At 70.5% G+C, this 21,499-nt stretch carries 22 protein-coding genes and 2 pseudogenes; 19 read left to right on the top strand and 5 right to left on the bottom strand.

The annotated features are described in order from the left end of the window. Positions 1-90: 90 nt before the first annotated feature. The 10 genes from ACFUJR_RS30460 to ACFUJR_RS30415 all read left to right on the top strand — a co-directional run bounded on the left by ACFUJR_RS30460 (position 91) and on the right by ACFUJR_RS30415 (position 9,945). Complete coding sequence (locus ACFUJR_RS30460) at positions 91-2,184, top strand: PhoH family protein (protein WP_383171747.1); 2,094 nt, start codon at positions 91-93, stop codon at positions 2,182-2,184. Positions 2,185-2,196: 12 nt separating this feature from the next. Beyond that, a complete protein-coding gene (gene ybeY, locus ACFUJR_RS30455) occupies positions 2,197-2,694 on the top strand; it encodes an rRNA maturation RNase YbeY (RefSeq protein ID WP_352187910.1) in 498 nt (165 codons plus the stop codon). Positions 2,695-2,701: 7 nt separating this feature from the next. Continuing rightward, positions 2,702-4,009, top strand: coding sequence for a hemolysin family protein (locus ACFUJR_RS30450; RefSeq protein ID WP_383171745.1), 1,308 nt, complete (start codon positions 2,702-2,704; stop codon positions 4,007-4,009). Further along, positions 3,999-4,352, top strand: coding sequence for an MmcQ/YjbR family DNA-binding protein (locus ACFUJR_RS30445; protein ID WP_383171743.1), 354 nt, complete (start codon positions 3,999-4,001; stop codon positions 4,350-4,352). The genes ACFUJR_RS30450 and ACFUJR_RS30445 overlap by 11 nt, the downstream gene beginning before the upstream one ends. Before the next feature lie 175 nt (positions 4,353-4,527). After that, the gene (locus tag ACFUJR_RS30440; RefSeq protein WP_383171741.1) at positions 4,528-5,265 is read left to right on the top strand and encodes a hypothetical protein; all 738 of its coding nucleotides are present in this window, start codon (positions 4,528-4,530) and stop codon (positions 5,263-5,265) included. 27 nt (positions 5,266-5,292) lie between these two features. Further along, positions 5,293-5,655: a cytidine deaminase gene (locus tag ACFUJR_RS30435; RefSeq protein ID WP_383171739.1), complete on the top strand. Its 363-nt coding sequence runs from the start codon at positions 5,293-5,295 to the stop codon at positions 5,653-5,655. A gap of 196 nt (positions 5,656-5,851) precedes the next feature. Next, the gene (locus ACFUJR_RS30430) at positions 5,852-6,325 is read left to right on the top strand and encodes a hypothetical protein (RefSeq protein WP_383171737.1); all 474 of its coding nucleotides are present in this window, start codon (positions 5,852-5,854) and stop codon (positions 6,323-6,325) included. 193 nt (positions 6,326-6,518) lie between these two features. Further along, positions 6,519-7,853 (top strand): beta-xylosidase, encoded by a 1,335-nt coding sequence (locus tag ACFUJR_RS30425; RefSeq protein WP_383171735.1) that lies wholly within the window; start codon positions 6,519-6,521, stop codon positions 7,851-7,853. A 116-nt stretch (positions 7,854-7,969) separates the two neighbouring features. Further along, positions 7,970-8,917, top strand: a complete 948-nt coding sequence (locus ACFUJR_RS30420; RefSeq protein WP_383171733.1) for a WxL protein peptidoglycan domain-containing protein — start codon at positions 7,970-7,972, stop codon at positions 8,915-8,917. A 29-nt stretch (positions 8,918-8,946) separates the two neighbouring features. Beyond that, positions 8,947-9,945, top strand: a complete 999-nt coding sequence (locus ACFUJR_RS30415) for a GTPase Era (protein WP_383171731.1) — start codon at positions 8,947-8,949, stop codon at positions 9,943-9,945. Between the two features lie 48 nt (positions 9,946-9,993). Here ACFUJR_RS30415 and ACFUJR_RS30410 read toward each other — a convergent pair whose 3' ends face one another. Both ACFUJR_RS30410 and ACFUJR_RS30405 read right to left on the bottom strand, forming a co-directional pair. Next, positions 9,994-10,257: a protealysin inhibitor emfourin gene (locus tag ACFUJR_RS30410; RefSeq protein ID WP_383171729.1), complete on the bottom strand. Its 264-nt coding sequence runs from the start codon at positions 10,255-10,257 to the stop codon at positions 9,994-9,996. Positions 10,258-10,269: 12 nt separating this feature from the next. Beyond that, a complete protein-coding gene (locus ACFUJR_RS30405; protein WP_383171727.1) occupies positions 10,270-11,346 on the bottom strand; it encodes a M4 family metallopeptidase in 1,077 nt (358 codons plus the stop codon). Positions 11,347-11,674: 328 nt separating this feature from the next. Here ACFUJR_RS30405 and leuA point away from each other — a divergent pair, with 328 nt between their 5' ends. Together leuA and ACFUJR_RS30395 are read left to right on the top strand one after the other, a co-directional pair. Continuing rightward, positions 11,675-13,432 carry a 2-isopropylmalate synthase gene (gene leuA, locus ACFUJR_RS30400; protein ID WP_383171725.1) on the top strand — a complete coding sequence of 586 codons (1,758 nt, stop codon included), beginning with the start codon at positions 11,675-11,677 and terminating at the stop codon, positions 13,430-13,432. Positions 13,433-13,685: 253 nt separating this feature from the next. After that, a complete protein-coding gene (locus ACFUJR_RS30395; RefSeq protein ID WP_383171723.1) occupies positions 13,686-14,378 on the top strand; it encodes a TerB family tellurite resistance protein in 693 nt (230 codons plus the stop codon). 16 nt (positions 14,379-14,394) lie between these two features. Here the strand turns inward: ACFUJR_RS30395 and ACFUJR_RS30390 are convergent. After that, positions 14,395-14,520 (bottom strand): annotated as a pseudogene (locus ACFUJR_RS30390) (BBE domain-containing protein); the annotation flags it as partial. A 58-nt stretch (positions 14,521-14,578) separates the two neighbouring features. Between ACFUJR_RS30390 and ACFUJR_RS30385 the strand changes: the two are divergent. After that, positions 14,579-15,160, top strand: a pseudogene (locus ACFUJR_RS30385) (RNA-guided endonuclease InsQ/TnpB family protein); the annotation flags it as partial. 15 nt (positions 15,161-15,175) lie between these two features. Here ACFUJR_RS30385 and ACFUJR_RS30380 read toward each other — a convergent pair. Together ACFUJR_RS30380 and ACFUJR_RS30375 are read right to left on the bottom strand one after the other, a co-directional pair. Next, positions 15,176-16,198, bottom strand: coding sequence for a LuxR C-terminal-related transcriptional regulator (locus ACFUJR_RS30380; protein WP_383171721.1), 1,023 nt, complete (start codon positions 16,196-16,198; stop codon positions 15,176-15,178). Positions 16,199-16,422: 224 nt separating this feature from the next. After that, the gene (locus ACFUJR_RS30375) at positions 16,423-17,796 is read right to left on the bottom strand and encodes an FAD-dependent oxidoreductase (RefSeq protein ID WP_383171719.1); all 1,374 of its coding nucleotides are present in this window, start codon (positions 17,794-17,796) and stop codon (positions 16,423-16,425) included. Between the two features lie 648 nt (positions 17,797-18,444). Between ACFUJR_RS30375 and ACFUJR_RS30370 the strand changes: the two genes are divergently transcribed. The 6 genes from ACFUJR_RS30370 to ACFUJR_RS30345 all read left to right on the top strand — a co-directional run. Next, positions 18,445-18,660, top strand: a complete 216-nt coding sequence (locus tag ACFUJR_RS30370; RefSeq protein ID WP_383171717.1) for a hypothetical protein — start codon at positions 18,445-18,447, stop codon at positions 18,658-18,660. A gap of 103 nt (positions 18,661-18,763) precedes the next feature. Then, positions 18,764-19,513 carry a DNA repair protein RecO gene (gene recO / locus ACFUJR_RS30365; protein ID WP_383171715.1) on the top strand — a complete coding sequence of 250 codons (750 nt, stop codon included), beginning with the start codon at positions 18,764-18,766 and terminating at the stop codon, positions 19,511-19,513. Between the two features lie 19 nt (positions 19,514-19,532). Beyond that, positions 19,533-20,357 (top strand): isoprenyl transferase, encoded by an 825-nt coding sequence (locus ACFUJR_RS30360; protein ID WP_383171772.1) that lies wholly within the window; start codon positions 19,533-19,535, stop codon positions 20,355-20,357. Positions 20,358-20,376: 19 nt separating this feature from the next. After that, on the top strand, positions 20,377-20,703 hold the full coding sequence (locus ACFUJR_RS30355; RefSeq protein WP_383171713.1) for a hypothetical protein: 327 nt from the start codon (positions 20,377-20,379) through the stop codon (positions 20,701-20,703). A 33-nt stretch (positions 20,704-20,736) separates the two neighbouring features. After that, positions 20,737-21,321 (top strand): IS607 family transposase, encoded by a 585-nt coding sequence (locus ACFUJR_RS30350; protein WP_383171770.1) that lies wholly within the window; start codon positions 20,737-20,739, stop codon positions 21,319-21,321. Further along, positions 21,318-21,499: helix-turn-helix domain-containing protein (locus ACFUJR_RS30345; protein WP_383171711.1), on the top strand; the 182-nt coding region annotated here is incomplete at its 3' end. The genes ACFUJR_RS30350 and ACFUJR_RS30345, both read left to right, overlap by 4 nt.

Raw genomic sequence — 21,499 nt, 5'->3', positions numbered from 1 at the left:
CAGTGACAGGTCGTAGGCTTGGTATCCCAGAGGTTGTCGAGCAGCGAGAACCCTGCAACGGGAGGTATGTGCAGGCCACAGTGCCGGCCCATGACTCAGACACCCACAGCACCCAAGGGCGCGCCGGGCGAGGCCCGCGCCCACTTCACCGTCCCCGCCAAGCATCCGATGGTGACCGTTCTCGGCTCCGGTGACGCACTCCTGCGTGTGATCGAGAAGGCGTTCCCGAAGGCCGACATCCATGTCCGGGGCAACCAGGTCAGCGCAGTGGGCGAGGCGACGGAAGTCGCTCTCATCCAGCGACTGTTCGACGAGATGATGCTGGTGCTCCGCACCGGACAGCCGATGACGGAGGACGCAGTGGAACGCTCGATCGCCATGCTCAGGGCGAGCGAGAACGGCAATGCGGAGGACGGCCAGGAGAGCCCGGCCGAGGTGCTCACGCAGAACATCCTCTCCAGCCGCGGACGCACCATCCGCCCCAAGACCCTCAACCAGAAGCGGTACGTCGACGCGATCGACAAGCACACGATCGTCTTCGGCATCGGTCCCGCGGGCACCGGCAAGACGTATCTGGCCATGGCCAAGGCGGTCCAGGCCCTGCAGTCCAAGCAGGTCACCCGGATCATCCTGACCCGGCCGGCCGTCGAGGCGGGCGAGCGGCTCGGCTTCCTGCCCGGCACGCTCTACGAGAAGATCGACCCGTACCTGCGCCCGCTCTACGACGCTCTGCACGACATGCTCGACCCGGACTCGATCCCGAAGCTGATGGCCTCGGGCACGATCGAGGTCGCGCCGCTCGCGTACATGCGGGGCCGCAGCCAGCCCGTCTTTACGAACGTGCTGACGCCGGACGGCTGGCGCCCGATCGGCGACCTGGAGGTCGGTGACCTCGTCATCGGCTCGAACGGCGAGCCGACCCCGGTCCTCGGCGTCTACCCGCAGGGCGAGCGGGACATCTACCGGGTTTCGGCACAGGACGGTTCCTGGACGCTGTGCTGCGGCGAGCACCTGTGGACGGTCAGGACGCGTGATGACGCGCGCCGGAACAAGCCGTGGCGGGTTCTGGAGACGCAGGACATGATCGGCAATCTGCGGGCCGCGCACGCCCGAAGGTACGAGCTGCCGCTGCTCACCGCGCCCGTGGCCATGCCCGAGCGCGAGGTCCCGATGGACCCGTACGCGCTGGGGCTGCTGCTGGGGGACGGCTGCCTGACCGGCTCGACCACTCCCTCGTTCTCCAGTGAAGACCACGAATTGGCCGAGGCGCTGGAAGCGGCGCTTCCCGGCATCGCTGTGCGGGCGAAGAGTGGTCCGGACTACGTCCTGAACCGGATCAAGGCTCCCGGCGACGTCGTCACACTCGAGAACCCCGTGACGGGGATGCTCCGGAAGCTCGACCTACTGGGCACCCGGTCCCACTCCAAGTTCGTCCCGGACGACTACCTGCACAACTCGGCTGAGGTCCGTCTCGCCGTGCTGCAGGGCCTTCTGGATTCCGACGGCGGTCCGGTCACCCAGGCCGACCGCACCTGCCGGATCCAGTACTCGGCCGCGTCGATCGTGCTGCGCGACGACGTGATCGCCCTCGTTCAGTCGCTCGGCGGTGTCGCGTACACCCGGCGACGTCAGGCCGAGGGGCGTCCGCAGGGCACGGCCCTGGGCAAGCACCGTCACGACGCCCACGTTGTTGACATCCGTCTCCCCGAGGGCATCGAGCCCTTCCGCCTCGCCCGTAAGCGGGACGCCTACCACGCGGCGGGCGGTGGTGGACGTCCCATGCGGTTCATCGACTCCATCGAGCCCGCGGGACGCGAGGAGACGGTCTGTATCCAGGTCGCGGCCGAGGACTCGCTGTACGTCACGCAGGACTATCTGCTCACGCACAACACACTCAATGACGCGTTCATCATCCTCGACGAGGCGCAGAACACGAACCCCGAGCAGATGAAGATGTTCCTCACCCGGCTCGGCTTCGACTCCAAGATCGTCATCACCGGTGACATCACCCAGGTCGACCTCCCCGGCGGTACGAAGAGCGGTCTGCGCCAGGTCCGGGACATCCTCGACGGAGTCCAGGACGTCCACTTCTCGATGCTCACGTCGCAGGATGTCGTCCGGCACAAGCTCGTCGGCCGTATCGTCGACGCGTACGAGCAGTACGACAGCCGCAACGGGAAGTAGCGCAGAAGCACCATGTCGATCGACGTCAACAACGAGTCCGGAACCGAGGTCGACGAGCAGGCGATCCTCGACATCGCCCGCTACGCCCTCGCCCGGATGCGCATCCACCCGCTCTCCGAGCTCTCGGTGATCGTCGTGGACGCGGAGGCGATGGAGCAGCTCCACATCCAGTGGATGGACCTGCCGGGACCGACGGACGTCATGTCCTTCCCGATGGACGAGCTGCGCCCGCCGACGAAGGACGACGAGGAGCCCCCGCAGGGCCTCCTCGGCGACATCGTGCTCTGCCCCGAGGTCGCCACCCAGCAGGGCAAGGACGCGCCGACGCAGCACTCCATGGACGAGGAGCTCCAGCTCCTCACCGTCCACGGAGTGCTGCACCTGCTGGGCTACGACCACGAGGAGCCGGACGAGAAGGCCGAGATGTTCGGCCTCCAGGCGGCGATCGTCGACGGCTGGCGCGCGGAGAAGGGCCTGACCGGCCCCTCCCCGGCGCCGACCGTCTCCTGAGCCCCCGATGAACGCCTCGCTCATCCTCGGCGCCGTCGGCCTGGTCATCGTCGCCTGGCTGGCCGCCTGCGCCGAGGCCGGCATCGCCCGCGTCTCCACCTTCCGCGCCGCCGAGGCCGTACGGTCGGGGCGGCGGGGCGCCGAGAAGCTGGCGCAGGTCGCCTCCGACCCGACCCGCTACCTCAACGTGGCCCTGCTCGTCCGCGTCGCCTGCGAGATGGCGGCCGGCGTCCTCGTCACGTACGCCTGCCTGGAGGAGTTCTCCGAGACCTGGCAGGCCCTGCTCGTCGCCATCGGGGTGATGGTGCTGGTCTCGTACGTCGCCGTCGGCGTCTCGCCCCGCACCATCGGCCGGCAGCACCCGCTGAACACGGCGACCGCCTCGGCGTACGTCCTGCTGCCGCTGGCCCGTGTCATGGGCCCGATCCCGCAGCTGCTCATCCTCGTCGGCAACGCGCTCACGCCCGGCAAGGGCTTCCGTAAGGGGCCCTTCGCCTCCGAGGCCGAGCTTCGGGCGATGGTCGACCTGGCCGAGCAGGAGTCGCTGATCGAGGACGACGAGCGCCGGATGGTGCACTCCGTCTTCGAACTCGGCGACACGCTCGTACGGGAGGTCATGGTGCCGCGCACCGACCTCGTCTGCATCGAGCGGTACAAGACGGTCCGTCAGGCGCTCACGCTCGCGCTGCGCTCCGGCTTCTCGCGGATTCCCGTCACGGGTGAGAACGAGGACGACATCGTCGGCATCGTGTATCTGAAGGACCTGGTCCGCAAGACGCACATCAACCGCGACGCCGAGGCGGACCTCGTGTCCACGGCGATGCGGGCGGCCGCCTTCGTGCCGGACACCAAGAACGCGGGCGACCTGCTGCGCGAGATGCAGCAGGAGCGCAACCACGTCGCCGTCGTCATCGACGAGTACGGCGGCACGGCCGGGATCGTCACGATCGAGGACATCCTGGAGGAGATCGTCGGGGAGATCACCGACGAGTACGACCGCGAGCTCCCGCCGGTCCACGAGCTGGGCGACGACCGCTACCGGGTCACCGCCCGTCTCGACATCGGCGACCTCGGCGAGCTGTACGGATTCGGTCCGGACGAGTACGACGACGAGGACGTGGAGACCGTCGGCGGACTCCTCGCCAAGGCGCTCGGTCGCGTGCCGATCTCGGGCGCCAAGGCGGTCGTGGAGCTGCCTGACGGGCGCTCCCTGCGGCTGACGGCCGAATCCCCGGCGGGCCGACGGAACAAGATCGTGACGGTGCTCGTGGAGCCCGTACCCGCCACATCCGAAGGGGCCGGGGATGACGCCTGACCAGCTGCGCGCCTTCTGCCTGGAGTTCAACGACGCGACGGAGGAGTTCCCCTTCGGGCCGGACACCTCCGTCTTCAAGGTCGCCGGGAAGATGTTCGCGCTGTCCTGGCTCGACGGCAGGCCTCTGCGGATCAACCTCAAGTGCGAGCCGGAGGAGGCGGTCCGGCTCCGCGAGGAGTACCCGGCGGTCACCCCCGGCTACCACATGAACAAGCGCCACTGGAACACGGTGGCCGTCGGTGAACTCCCGGACCGCATGGTCCGGGAGCTCGTCGAGGACTCCTACGACCTGGTGGTCGCGGGCCTCCCGAAGGCGGTCCGGCTCCGCCTCGACCGGCCGTAGCACGGGGTGGCGTTTCCCGATCGCGGGCCGACCAGGGCTCGTTCGGGCTCCGGGCACGGACGACCCGGGCACAGGAACGTCACAGCAGCCGGATATCCTCCTCGCGATCCGGCCGTCCCCTCCCTCCGGTGCCGGTGAGTCATGTCTCTCGCACCTGCAAGGGGTTCTCTCCACCATGCGTACCCGCATCCGCCACGGCCTGGCCGCCGCCCTGACCGTCTCCGCGCTCTCCCTCGTCGCCGCGTGCGGTGGCGGCGACACCAAGGACGCCGCCAAGGACGCCGCCAGGAAGGACGCCGGCAAGCCGGCCGCCACGACGTCCGCGGCACCCACCTCCGCTGCGCCCGCCACTCCGCTGACGGCCGCGCAGATGAAGGCGGGCGTCCTGGAGCTGAAGGACCTTCCGTCGGGCTGGAAGACCACCAAGCACGAGGAGTCCTCGACCGTCTACAAGGTCGACAAGCCCGAGTGCCAGCCGCTCGCCCCCATGCTGGGCGGCGACATCGCCGGCGCCACCAAGGGCGCCACCGGCGACTTCGCCGTGGGCAACAACGCCTCCGAGATCGCACAGGAGGTCGTGACCTTCGACGGCGCCGGCGCCGCCGACTACGTCAAGAAGCTCGGCGACGCCCTGGAGGCCTGCCCCGCCTTCACCACCGAGGCCGAAGGCAACAAGATGAAGATGTCGGTCGAGAAGATCGACGCCCCGCAGGGAGCCGAGGAGGCACTCGCCTTCCGGTTGTCGCTGGAGGTCGCCCCCGGCATCAAGATCGAGCCGAACCTCGTCGTCGCCCGCCAGGGCACGGGTGTGATGCGGTTCCTGCACCTCGCCGACACCGCCACCGCCAAGAAGGACTTCGGCACCCTCAGCAAGCTCGCCACCGCCAAGTTCGTGAAGGGCGCGCAGAGCTGATCGCATACCCCGACCTATCCTCGGGGCATGACGATTCAGCCTGACCACGGTGCCCTCGGCGCCGAGGACCTCAAGATCATCACGCTGGCGCGCAGCGCCCGCGCCCGCAACGGTGTGCCCGAGGGCGCGGCGGTACGGGACGAGACCGGCCGCACGTACGTGGCCGGGACCGTGGCCCTGGAGTCGCTCAAGCTGAGCGCGCTGCAGACCGCGGTCGCGATGGCCGTGGCCAGTGGTGCCCGGTCCCTGGAGGCCGCGGCCGTCGTCTCGACCGCCGAGGCCGCTTCGGACGAGGACCGCGCGGCGGTGCGCGACCTCGGCGGTCCGGACACCCCCGTCCTGCTCGCCGGACCGGACGGGCAGCTGCGCGTGGCGGTCACGGCGGGCTGAGGTCCAGGCGAACCCGAAGGGGGCCAGGCAGCACGCCGGGCCCCCTTTGCGCGTTCGTGAAGAATCAACGAAACCTCTCTTGTCTTCCCCGGCCCCGTACGCGTCAATGACAGCGGTCCGTCCGACGGGCCGTCAGATTCACGCCTCACGCAGCGTCCGCACCCCTGCGTGCTTCATCGGGAAGGGGTACGACCTCATGAGAGGCAGCAACTTAGGAATCGGTGCCGTCCTCGCGGGCGCGCTCGCCGTGACCGGACTCGCCTTCGCCCCGGCGGCCGCCGCCGTGACGCCGGGGAGCGCCACGGCGACGTACGACTGCGGGTTCTGGGGCGGGGGGCTCGCCACCCTCCAGGCCACACAGAGCGGCACGGCCGCGACGATCACCCTCACCTCGGCCGTCAGGACACCGGTCGCGGTCGGCGCCGACACCATCAATGCCCAGCTGACGATGGCCAAGGGCGGTGGCGGCACCCGCGTCTTCAGCGGCACGAAGAACCCGGCCCTGGCGGCGAACCAGTCCGTCACCATCGGTCCGCTCAGCGGGACCGTGGCCGCCGGTGACAGTCTCGACTCGTACTTCGCCGGCACCGCGCTCACCATGACGATCTTCGGCGTGACCGTGAACTGCGACGCGGTCACCTCGCAGTCGCCCGGGCCGTTCGTCTTCTGACGGCCTCTGTCGCACCACTCACCGGCGTCGCCTCGGGCGGCGCCGGTACCTGTCGTGCACGCGCGCCTGACCAGGCAAAACGTCGATCTTGACAGCATCTGATGGGCCATCAGTCGGTGCATTTCGATTCCATTGACTTCTCCTCACGCGCGGCCGTCAATGGCGCCCTCTCATCCCTCAGGAGGGGGCACACATGGCTCTGAGAACCCCGCCCCGAAGACGGCGATGGACCGCCGCCCTCGGGGCCACCGCCCTTGTGCTCGGTGTCGCCGGCGCGCTGGCCTCACCGGCCGGAGCGCTGGGGCCCGCGTCCCAGGCGGTGGACTTCACGACCCGCTGCGTCCCGCCGCCGATCGCCGGCATCCCGCCGATCGAAGGCACCACGACGGCGGAGATCACGGTCGACCAGCCCACGCCCAAGGTCGGCGACACCGTCACGGTCACGTACACCGTCACCAAGCCCGCCGCGTCGAACCCCGTCGACCTGGCCCTTCCGGCCGACATCATGACCCCGAGCGGCAAGGTCGTGCTCGGCGGCGCCCAGTCCGGCGCGGTCACGGTCACCGGGCCCAAGAAGAACCCGCCGGTCCCCGGCAAGGGCGCCTTCCCGGCGTTCTCGATGACCGGTACGTTCACGGTCACCGCGCCCGGCTCGATCAGCCTCTCGCCCGGCGACTACAACATCCACACCAGCTACATCATGGAGCTGGACACCCCCTGCACCGTCCTGAACCCGCCCGCCCCCGTCTCCGAGACGGTCGTCGCGAGCGACCAGCCGGGAGCCAACGAGCGCAACATCGCGCTCGACGCGGCCTCCGGCGCACCGGGCGTCCGGGTCACCGTGACCGGCGCCAAGTTCACGCCGCTCGCCGAGGTCACCGTCGTCGGGCGGTCCGGCGCGGCGGAGACCGCCGACAGGATGACCGTCACGACCGACAGCGCGGGCGGGTTCGTCGCCCGTCTGAAGGTCGACGACAAGGCGACCACCGGGGTCGTGGCGTACGAGGGTGCGGCCTGGGACCCGGAGAAGGGCGCCGGACCGGCCGCGTACACCGTCATCGACGACACCCCGCAACCGCCGAACAGCCAGAAGCTCACGGCGTCCGTCGCGGCGGGGCAGCTGTCGATGACCCAGGCCGGTGACGCCGTCCAGCTGTCGTCCGTCGACTTCGGTCAGGGCGGCGCGGCCACCGGCGATCTGAAGACGGTGACGGTCAAGGACTTCCGCGGCGGCCCCGCGGGCTGGTCCCTGACCGGCAAGGTCACCGACTTCACCGGTCCCGGCGGCTCCATCGGCGCCGACGCCCTCAGCTGGACCCCGGCCTGCACCACCAGGACCGGCAGCCCGAGCACCTGCGTACCCGGCTCGGCGGGAACGGTGGGCAGCGGCGGGGCGACCCTCGCCTCGACCCCGAACGGCGCGCTCACCGGCGGCGAGTTCACCGTCGACGCCAAGGTCTCCCTCGACGTCCCGGCGTTCACCGCGCCCGGCTCGTACGCGGGCGTCCTGACGCTCACGCTCAGCTGATCCTCAGCACGCACACGGCGGGCCGGGCGCGCACCCGGTCGGCCCGCTCCGAACCCGCTCCGAACCCGCTCCGAACCCGCTCCGAGCCCGCTCCGAACCCTGGGAGGGTCCGCACCGTGCGCACCAAGCTGTACGTCCTCCTCGTCGCGGCGGCGCTCGTGCTGCTCGGCGCCCCGTCCGTCCAGGCCGCCGACAACGGGGAGTGGGCCGTCTACCCGGCCGCCTCCCAGCTCGGCAGCCGGCCGTACTTCTACCTCTCCGCGGACCCCGGCACCACCGTGACCGACGAGGTCACCGTCGCCAACAGGACCGGCACCCCCCGCACCTTCCGGCTCTACGGCGCCGACGCCTACAACACCGAACGCGACGGCGGCTTCGCCATCCGCACCAGCCGGGAGAAGCAGACCGGCGCCGGTGCCTGGATCGAACCCGCCCGCACCCGCGTCACCGTCCCGGCCCGCTCCTCCGTCACCGTGCCGTACACCCTGACCGTCCCCGAGGACGCGGAGCCCGGAGACCACCCCGGCGCCGTCGTCGCCCTCGACGAGCGCGTGGAGCCCGGCGGGAAGGGCTCGGTCGCGGTCGGCGTCCAGCGGGCCGTCGGAGCCAGGGTCTACCTCCGGGTCAACGGCCCCACCGTCCCCGCCCTCGCGGTCGAGGACGTCACCCTCGACCAGGACCGGCCGCTCGTCCCCGGCACCGGTACGAGCACCGCCCTCATCTCGTACACGCTCCACAACCGCGGCAACATCACCCTCAACCCCCGGGTCGCCCTGCGCGCCGAGGGCCTCTTCGGACGCACCCTGCTCGCCCGCGACCTGGCCGAGATCCCCTCGGAGCTGCTGCCCCGCCAGAGGATCCGGCTCACCGAGCGGTGGAGGGGGTCGCCGCAGTTCGACTGGGGCGAGGTGACCCTCACGGCCACCGCGAAGGACGTACGGGAGTCGGGGCGCGCCTCCTTCCTCGCGCTGCCCTGGCTCGCCGCTGCCACCGTGCTGGCCGGGGGAGCGGCGGCGCTGACCGGGCTGCGGGTCCGGCGGCGCAGGGGCTCCGGCGGGCACTGAGTACGTGACGACGTCCCGCATCGGGGAGAATGGCCCCCATGAGCGCTCGTAACCAAGAATCCGAAGCCGTCCACCGGGCCGGCTTCGCCTGTTTCGTCGGCCGCCCCAACGCGGGCAAGTCCACCCTCACGAACGCTCTGGTCGGCCAGAAGGTGGCGATCACCTCCAACCGGCCGCAGACCACCCGGCACACGGTGCGCGGCATCGTGCACCGCCCGGACGCGCAGCTGATCCTCGTGGACACGCCCGGCCTCCACAAGCCGCGCACGCTCCTCGGCGAACGCCTGAACGACGTCGTGCGCACGACGTGGGCCGAGGTCGACGTGATCGGCTTCTGCCTGCCCGCCGACCAGAAGCTCGGCCCCGGCGACCGTTTCATCGCCAAGGAACTCGCGGGGATCAAGAAGACCCCGAAGGTCGCGATCGTCACCAAGACCGACCTGGTCGACTCCAAGACGCTCGCCGAGCAGCTCATCGCCGTCGACCAGCTCGGCAGGGAGCTGGGCTTCGAGTGGCAGGAGATCGTGCCGGTCTCGGCCAAGGAGGGGGCTGAGCCCGGCCCATCGGAGAAGAGCGGCGGCGGGCGGCGGTCGGGCGGGCAGGTCCAGCTCGTCGCGGACCTGCTGATCCCTCTCCTGCCGGAGTCCCCGCCGCTGTACCCGGAGGGCGACCTCACGGACGAGCCGGAGCAGGTGATGGTCGCGGAGCTGATCCGCGAGGCCGCGCTCGAAGGCGTACGGGACGAGCTGCCGCACTCGATCGCGGTCGTGGTCGAGGAGATGATCCCGCGCGAGGACCGCCCGGCGGACAAGCCGCTCCTGGACATCCACGCGAACGTCTACATCGAGCGCCCCAGCCAGAAGGGGATCATCATCGGCCCGAAGGGCAGCCGCCTGAAGGAGGTCGGGATGAAGTCCCGCAAGCACATCGAGGCGCTGCTCGGGACCCCGGTCTTCCTCGACCTCCATGTGAAGGTCGCGAAGGACTGGCAGCGCGACCCCAAGCAGCTCCGCAAGCTCGGCTTCTAGCGCGCCCCCCGCGCGGACGGGTTCGGGGCGGCTGGGGCGGGGACCCGGTCAGGCGCCTTCCTTCAGGACCTTCGTGATCAGGGCGCGCTGCGACTCCGTCAGGCGCGGGTCGCCGCAACGGACCGTCTCGTCGTCGACCGTGATCTCGTACGAGAAGCCGTCAGGCACGCCCCGGACGTCGCCGTTCCCCTCACGGAGGACGGCGACGGCCAGCATGTGCCAGTCGCCGGCGTCCGGCCGGCCGGAGGTGTCCACCTCGGCCGACCGCTCGATGCCCGCGAAGCCGCCCGTGCGCCGCACTCGAATACGCATGCTCCTGGTCTATCAGTCCGTCGGCACACCGACGGCCCCCCAGGCCTTCAGTACGGCCTGGATCTCCTCCCCGTCCCCGTACCGCGCCCGCGCCGCCGCCACCGTCGCCGCCGCGAACTCGTTGAACCGGGTCTCGGGGGTGAGCGTCCCACCGGTCATCACGTCGTACCAGATCTGCCCCGCCCGCTCCCAGGCGTTGCCGCCCAGCTCGGTGGCCGCGAGGTAGAAGGCGTGGTTCGGGATGCCCGAGTTGATGTGCACCCCGCCGTTGTCGCGGCTCGTGCGGACGTAGTCGTCCATGTGGCCCGGCTGGGGGTCCCTGCCGAGGACGTCGTCGTCGTACGCCGTGCCCGGCGCCTTCATCGAGCGCAGCGCCGTCCCCTCCACGTTCGGGTGGAACAGGCCCTCGCCGATCAGCCAGTCCGCGTCCTGCGCGCTGTGGCCGAGCGTGTACTGCTTCACGAGCGAGCCGAAGACGTCCGAGACGGACTCGTTGAGCGCCCCCGACTGGCTGAAGTACTCGAGGTTGGCCGTGTGCTGCGTGAAGCCGTGCGCCAGCTCGTGGCCGATCACGTCCACGGGCAGCGTGAAGTCGAGGAAGATCTCGTCGTCGCCGTCGCCGAACACCATCTGCTCGCCGTTCCAGAAGGCGTTGCCGTAGTTCCGGTCGTAGTGGACGGTCGCCAGGAGCGGCAGTCCCGCGCCGTCGATCGAGTCCCGGCCGAAGCCCTTCAGGAAGAGTTCGAAGGTGGCGCCGAGCCCGGCGTACGCGCGGTTGACGGTGGCGTCGCCGGTGGCCTCCTGGCCCTCCTCGCGGACCACGGCGCCCGGCAGCTCCGTGCCGTTCCGCGCGTCGTACACCGTGCGGCGGGGGCGGGCGGACTCCGCCGGCTCCGTGGGGCCCGCGGACCGGGTCACGGCCGGCTGGGAGAGGACGCGGCTGGTGCGGTTCATCGCGTCGGCGACCAGCGTGCGCCGGGCGGCCGCCGCGACGGCCGGGTTCTCGGAGGCCGCCAGGTGCTCCAGCAGGTGCGGCGGCACGATCGTGCAGAAGACCGGGTGGACGGGGACGTACGCGTGGGAGGTCATGCCAGCAATGTGGCACTGGGTCACGTTGCTGTCACTAGAGGCGACCATGATCCGCGAAATGGAGTGATTCGTCACCCTTTCGTATTGTCGGCCCGACTGTCCCGCATACTGAAACAGGACGTCCGCGCTCCGCGGACCTGAGCTAGGCTGCGGCTCATCATGCGTTTCGGGCTGCTTCTCCTTAGCTGCCGCGGCGAGGGCCTGTAGTCGTAGGCCGACCCCCTCCCCGCGGGACCTGGTGTTGCGTCGAAGTCGGCCTCCCCCTAGCTCTCGGCTTCGCCCGAGCGGGGGGACCCCCACTCCCGAAGGACCCGAGGAGCCCTACGCGATGTCTCAGCCCGTTGGTCGTCCGACGCCCATCACCAACGCCACCCGGACGCAGAAGCCGTCCGGGATGCCGATCCACAAGTACGGCCGGTACGAAGCCGTGCACATCCCCGATCGCACCTGGCCCGAGCAGCGCATCACCAAGGCTCCCCGCTGGCTGTCGACCGACCTGCGCGACGGCAACCAGGCGCTGATCGACCCGATGAGCCCCGCCCGCAAGCGCGAGATGTTCGACCTGCTGGTGCGCATGGGCTACAAGGAGATCGAGGTCGGCTTCCCCTCCTCCGGCGAGACCGACTTCAACTTCGTACGCTCCATCATCGAAGAGGGCGCGATCCCGGACGACGTCACCATCTCCGTCCTGACCCAGGCCCGCGAGGACCTGATCGAGCGGACCGTGGAGTCCCTGGTCGGCGCCAGGCGCGCCACCGTCCACCTGTACAACGCCACCGCGCCCACCTTCCGCCGGGTCGTGTTCCGCGGCTCGAAGGAGGACATCAAGCAGATCGCCGTCGACGGCACGCGGCTGGTCATGGAGTACGCCGACAAGCTGCTGGGCGACGACACGGTCTTCGGCTACCAGTACAGCCCGGAGATCTTCACCGACACCGAGCTGGACTTCGCCCTGGAGGTCTGCGAGGCGGTCTGTGACGTCTGGCAGCCCGAGGAGGGCCGCGAGATCATCCTGAACCTGCCCGCCACCGTGGAGCGTTCGACGCCCTCCACGCACGCGGACCGGTTCGAGTGGATGTCCCGGAACCTGAGCCGCCGGGAGTACGTCTGCCTGTCCGTCCACCCGCACAACGACCGCGGTACGGCCGTGGCGGCGGCCGAGCTGGCCATCATGGCCGGCGCCGACCGCATCGAGGGCTGCCTGTTCGGGCAGGGCGAGCGCACCGGCAACGTCGACCTGGTCACCCTGGGCATGAACCTGTTCAGCCAGGGCGTCGACCCGGAGATCGACTTCTCGCAGATCGACGAGATCCGCCGCACCAGCGAGTACTGCAACCAGATGGAGGTCCACCCGCGCCACCCCTACGCGGGCGACCTGGTCTACACCGCCTTCTCCGGCTCCCACCAGGACGCCATCAAGAAGGGCTTCGACGCCATGGAGGCCGAGGCGGCCGCCCAGGGCAAGACCGTCGACGATCTCGAGTGGGCGGTCCCGTACCTGCCCATCGACCCGAAGGACGTCGGCCGCTCCTACGAGGCCGTCATCCGGGTCAACTCGCAGTCCGGCAAGGGCGGTATCGCGTACGTCCTGAAGAACGACCACAAGCTGGACCTGCCGCGCCGGATGCAGATCGAGTTCTCGAAGATCATCCAGCAGATGACGGACTCCGAGGGCGGCGAGGCCACGCCGGCCGCCATCTGGTCGGTCTTCCAGGACGAGTACCTGCCGAACCCGGACAACGCCTGGGGCCGCATCCAGCTGCGCTCCGGCCAGACCACCTCGGACACGGACGGCACCGACACGCTGACCGTCGAGGCGGTCGTCGACGGCGTCGACACCGTCCTGACCGGCTCCGGCAACGGTCCGATCTCCGCCTTCTTCGCCGCGCTGCAGTCGATCGGCGTGGACGCGCGGCTGCTGGACTACCAGGAGCACACGATGAGCGAGGGCGCCTCCGCGCAGGCCGCCTCGTACATCGAGTGCGCCATCGACGGCAAGGTCCTGTGGGGCATCGGCATCGACGCCAACACCACCCGCGCCTCGCTGAAGGCCGTCATCTCGGCGGTCAACCGCTCCGCCCGCTGATCCGCCTCCCGAACCCGGCGGCGGTCCCCGTCACCCTTTCCGGTTGACACCAGGCAGTGCCCGAAGGGGGCCCGTCCACGCGGACGGGTCCTCTTCGCGGTGCGGGGACGGCTCCGGAACCCTCTCGCGGCGGTGTCGTGTCTCGGCCAAGTCGATGGCGATCTGTCGACGAGGTGCTGACGCCACATCATGGATGTGGTTAACATCACTCCCCACGTCGGCAAAGTCGCCGGTTCGTCAAGGGAGGTGCGGCGTGCGGTCTGCCCGAGAGTCACGCGGACGAAAAGTGATCCTCTGCGGCGTTCGTACCTCCTGGAACACCGTCGGAGACGGCGAGTTCTTCTGCGAGGAGTGCGGCGGCGACCGCAACTACCGCAGACGGACGGGGCGCCGCCGGTTCGCCGTTCTGGGTGTCCCTCTGCTGCCCCGCGGCCTCGCCGGGCCGGTCGTCGAATGCACCGCGTGCCACACGCACTTCGGCACCGAAGCGCTCGACCACCCGACGACGAGCCGCTTCGGCGCGATGCTGCGGGACGGCGTGCACACGGTCGCCCTGGCCGTCCTCGCGGCGGGCGGCACCTCGTCCCGTACGGCCGTGGACACCGCGGTCACGGCGGTCCGCGCGGCCGGCTTCGACGAGTGCACCGGAGTCCAGCTCACCGACCTCGTCGAGGCGCTCGCCGCCGACACCGGCCGGTTCCTGCCCGACGCGGGCGGCGGCGGCGCGGCCCTGGCCATCGAGCTGCACGAGGCCCTGGAGCCGCTCGCCCCGCATCTGGCCGCTTCCGGGCGCGAATCGGTCCTGCTCCAGGGAGCCAGGATCGCGCTCGCGGACGGGGCCTACACGCCGGCGGAGCGGGACGTGCTCCACACCGTCGGCAACGCGCTCGCGCTCTGCTCCGACGACACGGCCCGGCTCCTCGCCACGGCGAGGACGCTGCTCTAGGTCCTCCCCCCCGGGCTCACGGCTCGATGTTGTGGTTGAGCCGGAACAGGTTGCCGGGGTCGTAGCGGCGCTTGACCGCACGCAACCGGTCGAAGCTCTGGCGGTAGTTCGCGCGCACCCGGTCCTGGTCGTCGCTGTCCATCAGCTTTCTGGCGAGGGGACCCGCGCGTTTGCGCGTGGGGGAGTCGCTTCTGAGGGCGCGCGAGGGGCGGCAGTGGTACGTCATCCTCGCCTGCGACGAAGTCCCCGCCGAACCGCTCCCCGCGACCGGCACCGTGACCGGCATCGACATGGGCGTAGCCCACTTTCTCACCACCTCCGAGGGTAAGCACCAGTCCAACCCGAGGCATGGACGGCGCAATGCCGAAGCCCTCGCCGACGCTCAGCGCGCGCTCAAGGAGTTCCCGCGCCGCAAGGGGGAGAACCGCACCACCCGGCACCGCCGAGCGGTCGAGAAGGTCGCCGCTCTGCACCGCAAGGTGCGCCGCGAGCGCACCGACCACGCACACAAGACCGCTCTTGCGATGGTCCGCACCTATGACGTCATCGCGCACGAGCGCCTGAGCATCGCGAACATGGTCCGTGCCCCCAAGCCCAAACCCGACACCGAGAATCCTGGCGCGTTCCTCCCGAACGGAGCCGCCGCGAAGGCCGGCCTGAACAAGAGCATCCACGACGCGGGTTGGGGGGTGTTCCTGGGCATCCTCGCGCACAAGGCTGAAAGCGCCGGTCGCAAGCTGATCCCGGTGGACCGCGCCGTCGATCGGGGTGTCCGGCCCTGATCCGCCGGACACCCCCTACCCGGGGGTGCCGGCCATGCCGTGGGCGTAGGCGTAGGCCGTGGCGGCGGTGCGGGAGGTCACGTCCAGCTTGGCGAAGATGTTGTTCAGGTGGCGGGCGACCGTGTGCTCGCTGATCACCAGGGCCTGGGCGATGTCCCGGTTCGTGCCGCCCTCCGCCACCAGCCGGAGCACCTCCGCCTCGCGCGCGGTCAGGCCGCCCGGGAGCGCGCGGCGCCGCCCCGCTGTCAGCAGGGCCGCCGCGCGGCGGGCGTCGGGCAGCGCGCCGAGCCGCTCGAAGGCCGCCCGGGCCGCCATGAGCTCCAGGCGCGCCGCCTCCTCGTCGCCCGCCGCCCGGTCGGCCGCGGCGAGCAGCATCCGTACCTGCGCGGCCTCGTACGGAACGCGCAGCTCCAGCCAGCAGGCCAGTGCCCGGCGCAGCGGACGCACGGCGGCCGGTTCGTGGCGGGCCAGGTCGAGAGCGCCCCTGGCGGTGTCGGCGACGGCGCGCAGGAGCGGCGCCTCGCCGGGCAGCCCTTCCAGCTCGGCGACCGCCTCCGCGGCATCGTCCAGGTCTCCGACGGCCAGCGCCACCTCCGTCCGCGCCGCGGCGAGCGCCCCCTCCGGATCGCGGTGCTCCTGGGCCTCCTCGGAGTCCGTCCAGGCGATGAGGCACTGCTCGGGGCAGTCCGGTTCGTCCTCCAGGTGATGCCGGGACCGGTGCAGCCACCCGGCCGCCGCCGCGGGCCGGCCGAGGCAGCGGTACTCGAAGTGCAGCCACCAGGCCACCTGGCCGGCACCGCGGTGGTCGCCCGCCGCCACGTACCCCGCGTGCGCGCGCAGCCGCGCGGTGACCGACTCGTCCACGTGGCCCGTCCACCACGAGGCGTCGGCGAGGAGGTCCAGGTCGGCGGCGTCGAGGGCGGCGGAGGGGTGCCGGTCGGCCTCGCGCAGCAGGACGTACGCCTCGGCCCATGCGTCCCGGGCCGCCGCGTCCCGCGCCCGCTCGACGGCGGAGGTCTCATCGACGGGGACGGCCATCGCCGCTCACATCCCTTCCCGGCCGTGCCGGCCCTTCCAGGGTATGAGCGCGCGGCGCGCCCGGCCTGCCGTACTCCCGGTGGAGTGACCGGGCCTCCGTACCGCCCCCGGCAGCAGCCCTCGACCCGGTCGTCGGCGCGACGACGGGCCGAGGGGCGACGGGAGTCCGGGATCGACGCGGATGACCGACCGACCGGCTCGTGCGGTGGTGTCGTGCGGTGGCGTCAGCCGAGTTCGACGCCGCTCGCGCGGAGCATGTCCTCGCGCTCGACGATCTTCACGCGCTCGCGGCCCTGCGGCTCGCCCAGTGCCTTCTCGGCGGCGTCGAGGGCGTACCAGCCCTCCCACGTCGTGTAGGTGACTCCCCTGGCCTCCAGGAAGGCCACGACCGCGTCCGTCTCGGGGGTCTCGGGGGTGAGGAGGCGGCCGTTCGCGAAGTCGTCGAGCAGGTTCGCGACCGTCTCGTTGGCGTCGCCCTTGGTGTGCCCGATGAGGCCGACCGGGCCGCGACGGATCCAGCCGGTCACGTACGTCGACGCCAGGTGGGCGCCGCCCTCCTCGATCACGCGGCCGCCCTCGTCCGGGACGGTGCCGGACGCGGTGTCCCAGGGGAGCTTGGGCAGTTCGTCGGAGAGGTAGCCGACGGCGCGGTAGACGGACTGGACGTCCCAGTCCGTGATCTGGCCGGTGCCCTTGACGTTGCCCGTGCCGTCCAGTTCGGTGCGCTCGGTCCGGAGGCCGACGACCTTGCCGTCCTCGCCGAGGATCTCGACCGGCGACTCGAAGAAGTGGAGGAAGAGCTTGTGCGGGCGGTCGCCGATGTCGCGGATCGCCCAGTTCTCCAGGGTCTTGGCGACCATGTCGGTCTGCTTGTTCTTGCGCCGCTCGGTGATCGAGCCCTCGTCGTAGTCGATGTCCTCGGGGTTGACGATGACCTCGATGGTGGGGGAGTGGTCCAGCTCGCGCAGCTCCATCGGGCTGAACTTCGCCTGCGCCGGGCCACGGCGGCCGAAGACGTGGATCTCCACGGCCTTGTTGGCCTTCAGGCCGTCGTAGACGTTCGGCGGGATCTCGGTCGGCAGCAGCTCGTCCGCGGTCTTGGCGAGGATGCGCGCGATGTCGAGGGCCACGTTGCCCACGCCGAGGACGGCGACCTTCTCGGCCTTCAGCTCCCAGGTGCGCGGGACGTCCGGGTGGCCGTCGTACCAGGAGGCGAAGTCGGCGGCACCGAAGGAGCCGTCCAGCTCCACGCCGGGGATCTTCAGCTCGCGGTCGGCCATGGCGCCGGTCGAGAAGACGACGGCGTCGTAGAAGGCGCGCAGGTCGTCCAGGTGCACGTCGGTGCCGTAGTCGACGTTGCCGAAGAGGCGGACCTGCGGCTTGTCGAGGACCTGGTGCAGGGCCGTGATGATGCCCTTGATGCGCGGGTGGTCCGGCGCGACGCCGTACCGGATGAGACCGAAGGGGGCCGGCATGCGCTCGAAGATGTCGATCGACACGCCCGGCTCGGCGGCGGCCTCGGACTTCAGCAGCGCATCGGCGGCGTAGATTCCGGCGGGGCCGGCGCCGACGATCGCGACCCGGAGAGGGCGGGGCATGTCAGGGTTCCCTTCGCAAAACGACGTGACGACGATGGCTGTCATCACTTAGGTCACCCTAAATAACGCCCGTAGCGTGCCGGTACCCGCCCCCGGCCTATGGGCTCATAAGGCGAACTTATGACTTCCCAAAGGAGGGGCTGGGTGTCGTCACCGGAGCGGGCGTCGCGGCGCTCCTGGCCGCGCCGCCGCCGTCGAGGTCCGCCCCGCCGACCACGGGGTGCCCTCCGGATCGCCGAGCCGTACGGGGCGCGGTCGTAATCCGCGCCCGGGTCCGGCGGCATCTCGGTCGTCGGGGCGCTTGCGCGTTTGCGATACGTCCGTTCGAAAATGCCGCGGATTTGCAGGGCTTCGTCGATTTACCGCGTCTCGTCCGGGTGCGGCTTCCGCGTTCTCTGCTCGAGCGTCGCTTTGGCCATGACTTAACTCCCCGGCCCCGCCTGGCAGTTCCAGGACCTGCGCATCTGCCGATTCTACGGATTCCGCACCGCCTCGGGTGCGGTAAACGCGAAATGGATTCGGAATGGGATGCGCTGGTGAAGGAACAGGTCACGCGGTCGACATCAGGCCGTCGAAGAAGCGAGCGAGACGGTGGCGGATTTGCGCGAGGAACCCCGCCGTACTGCCGGGGGAAGAAAGGGGCCGGTCATGAAGCTGCCCATCGGGACGCACGTCGTCGAGATCCGCACCGGTCGTGTGGGCACGGTCATGGGGCACGAGGGCCCGTACATCCAGCTGCGGCCGCTCGGCGGCGGGCGCGAGTGGGACGCGGAGCCGGAGGGCGTCCGCGAGGCCACCTCCGCCGAGCGCCTCCGTGCCGCCACCGCGCACGCGAACGCCCGCAGCCGGGGCGAGGTGCCGTGACTCCGTGAACGGCCCGCCGCCCTCGCGCCGGGCGCGAGGGCGAGGGTGACGGAAGGGCGGGAGCGGCAACGGAGTACTTCTCGCGTACGGGAGAATGGGCCGCATGAGTCTGTTCCGCGACGACGGCATCGTGCTGCGCACCCAGAAGCTGGGTGAAGCGGACCGCATCATCACGCTCCTCACGCGCGGTCACGGGCGGGTACGCGCCGTCGCGCGCGGGGTGCGGCGGACCAAGTCGAAGTTCGGGGCCAGGCTCGAACCCTTCTCCCACGTCGACGTGCAGTTCTTCGCCCGCGGAAGTGATCTCGTGGGGCGCGGGCTCCCGCTCTGCACCCAGAGCGAGACCATCGCCGCGTACGGCGGCGGGATCGTCACCGACTACGCCCGCTACACCGCGGGGACGGCGATGCTGGAGACGGCCGAGCGGTTCACGGACAACGAGGGCGAGCCGGCCGTGCAGCAGTACCTGCTGCTCGTCGGCGGGCTGCGCACCCTCGCCCGTGGCGAACACGCGCCCCATCTGATCCTCGACGCCTTCCTCCTCCGCTCCCTCGCCGTCAACGGCTACGCGCCGAGCTTCGAGGACTGCGCGAAGTGCGGGCTGGGCGGGCCCAACCGGTTCTTCTCGGTCGCGGCGGGCGGCGTCATATGCGGCGACTGCCGGGTGCCCGGCAGCGTCGTACCCTCTCCGGAGGCCATCGGCCTGCTCAGCGCGCTGCTCACCGGCGACTGGGCGACTGCGGACGCGTGCGAGCCGCGTCACGTCAGGGAGGGGAGCGGGCTGGTGTCCGCCTATCTGCACTGGCACCTGGAACGCGGCCTGCGTTCCCTGCGGTATGTAGAGAAGAGCTAGGAGATCCATCGCCATGGCCATCGCACGACGCGGAATCCTCGGACGGCAGCGCCGGGAGTACAAGGTCCCCGAGCCGCACCCCTCCGGTGCGCGTCCGCCGAAGCTCCCCGCCGAGCTGGTGCCCAACCACGTGGCCTGTGTGATGGACGGCAACGGCCGCTGGGCGCAGGAGCGCGGCCTGCCGCGCACCGAGGGCCACAAGGTCGGCGAGGGCGTGGTCCTGGACGTGCTCAAGGGCTGCCTGGAGATGGGCGTCAAGAACCTCTCCCTCTACGCGTTCTCCACCGAGAACTGGAAGCGCTCCCCCGAGGAGGTCCGCTTCCTCATGAACTTCAACCGGGACGTCATCCGGCGCCGCCGTGACGAGATGGACGAGCTCGGCATCCGTATCCGCTGGGTCGGCCGGATGCCGAAGATGTGGAAGTCGGTCGTCCAGGAGCTCCAGGTGGCCCAGGAGCAGACCGTCGGCAACGACGCGATGACGCTCTACTTCTGCGTCAACTACGGCGGCCGCGCCGAGGTCGCCGACGCCGCGAAGAAGATCGCGGAGGACGTGGCGGCGGGCAGGCTGGACCCGGCGAAGGTCAACGAGAAGACCTTCCAGAAGTACCTGTACTACCCGGACATGCCGGACGTCGACCTGTTCCTGCGCCCCAGTGGCGAGCAGCGCACCTCGAACTACCTGATCTGGCAGAGCAGCTACGCGGAGATGGTCTTCCAGGACGTCCTGTGGCCGGACTTCGACCGCCGTGACCTGTGGCGCTCCTGCGTGGAGTACGCCTCCCGCGACCGCCGCTTCGGCGGCGTGGACGCGGCCGACATGGCCGTCCTCGACAAGGGCTGAGCCGAAGAGGGGGAGGGGAGTGGCTGCGCGGGAGCCGAGCGCGGTCGAGCTGGTCTACGTGCCGACGAAGGCCGAGGTCACGGAGGCGGTCCGGGTCAGGCTGCGCCACTCGCCGATGGGGCGCCTGCTGCGGTGGCTGTTGCCCACCGCGGGATTCCTGGCCTCCCTGATCGTGGTGTGGGAGCTGGCGGGGCCGGGGGCCCCGGAGCTGTCGAAGGTGTTTCTCTTCGGCGGTCTCGGCGCCCTGGTCCTCGTGCTGGGGCCCCTGATACCGCGGGTGACGGGGAGTCAGATGTACGGGCTCGTCGAGCCGCAGGGGGACAACAGTCGCATTTTTCATCAGTAGTTATCTGCCTTCATCAGCTTTTATCCTGATGGCCTGAAGCTTTCCGAGTGGGCGGCGCGCAACGGTGTGCACTACCAGACGGCATGGGCCTGGGCGAAGGAGGGCCGTATGCAGGTCCCTGTCGTGCAGACGCCGTCCGGTATGTGGCTGGTCGAAGAGTCCGCTCCCGAGATCGGCGGGCGGACGGTGGTGTATTGCCGTGTTTCGTCCGGCGACCAGAAGGCGGATCTTGACCGGCAGGTCTCCCGTGTCGTCCGGGGGGCCAACGGGCTGGGGCTCGCCGTTGCCGAGGTTGTGACCGAGGTCGGGTCGGGACCGAACGGGAAGCGGCGGAAGCTGCACCGTGTCCTGTCGGACCCTGCCGTTGCCGTCATCGTCGTGGAGCATCGCGACCAACTGGCCCGTTTCGGTGTCGAGCATCTGGAATCGGCATTGTCGGCTTCCGGCCGACGCCTGGTGGTGCTCGATCCGCAGGAGACGACCAGCGACCTGGTCCGGGACATCACCGAAGTCCTCACCTCGATGTGTGCCCGACTGTATGGGCAGCGAGCGGCGAAGAACCGGGCCGCACGCGCTATCGCCGAGGCCACCGCCCCGGCGGCGGAGACGACCGGGTGAGCGGGGCGGAGCCTGCCGGGAGCGGGAAGAAGAAGCGCCTGGGGTTCGAGGCGCGGCCCGGCTTTCACGTCGTGGGCCACAGGCTCGCCCTCGACCCCAACGCGTCCGCCCTGCAGGCTCTGGCCTCGCATTGCGGGGCGGCGCGGGTCGCCTACAACTGGGCGGTGCGGCATGTGCT

The organism is Streptomyces sp. NPDC057271, from assembly GCF_042668715.1.
In the GTDB taxonomy this organism is placed as follows: domain Bacteria; phylum Actinomycetota; class Actinomycetes; order Streptomycetales; family Streptomycetaceae; genus Streptomyces.
Note: the sequence above shows the minus strand (reverse complement) of the source record. Positions and strands in the feature narration are given on the sequence as shown.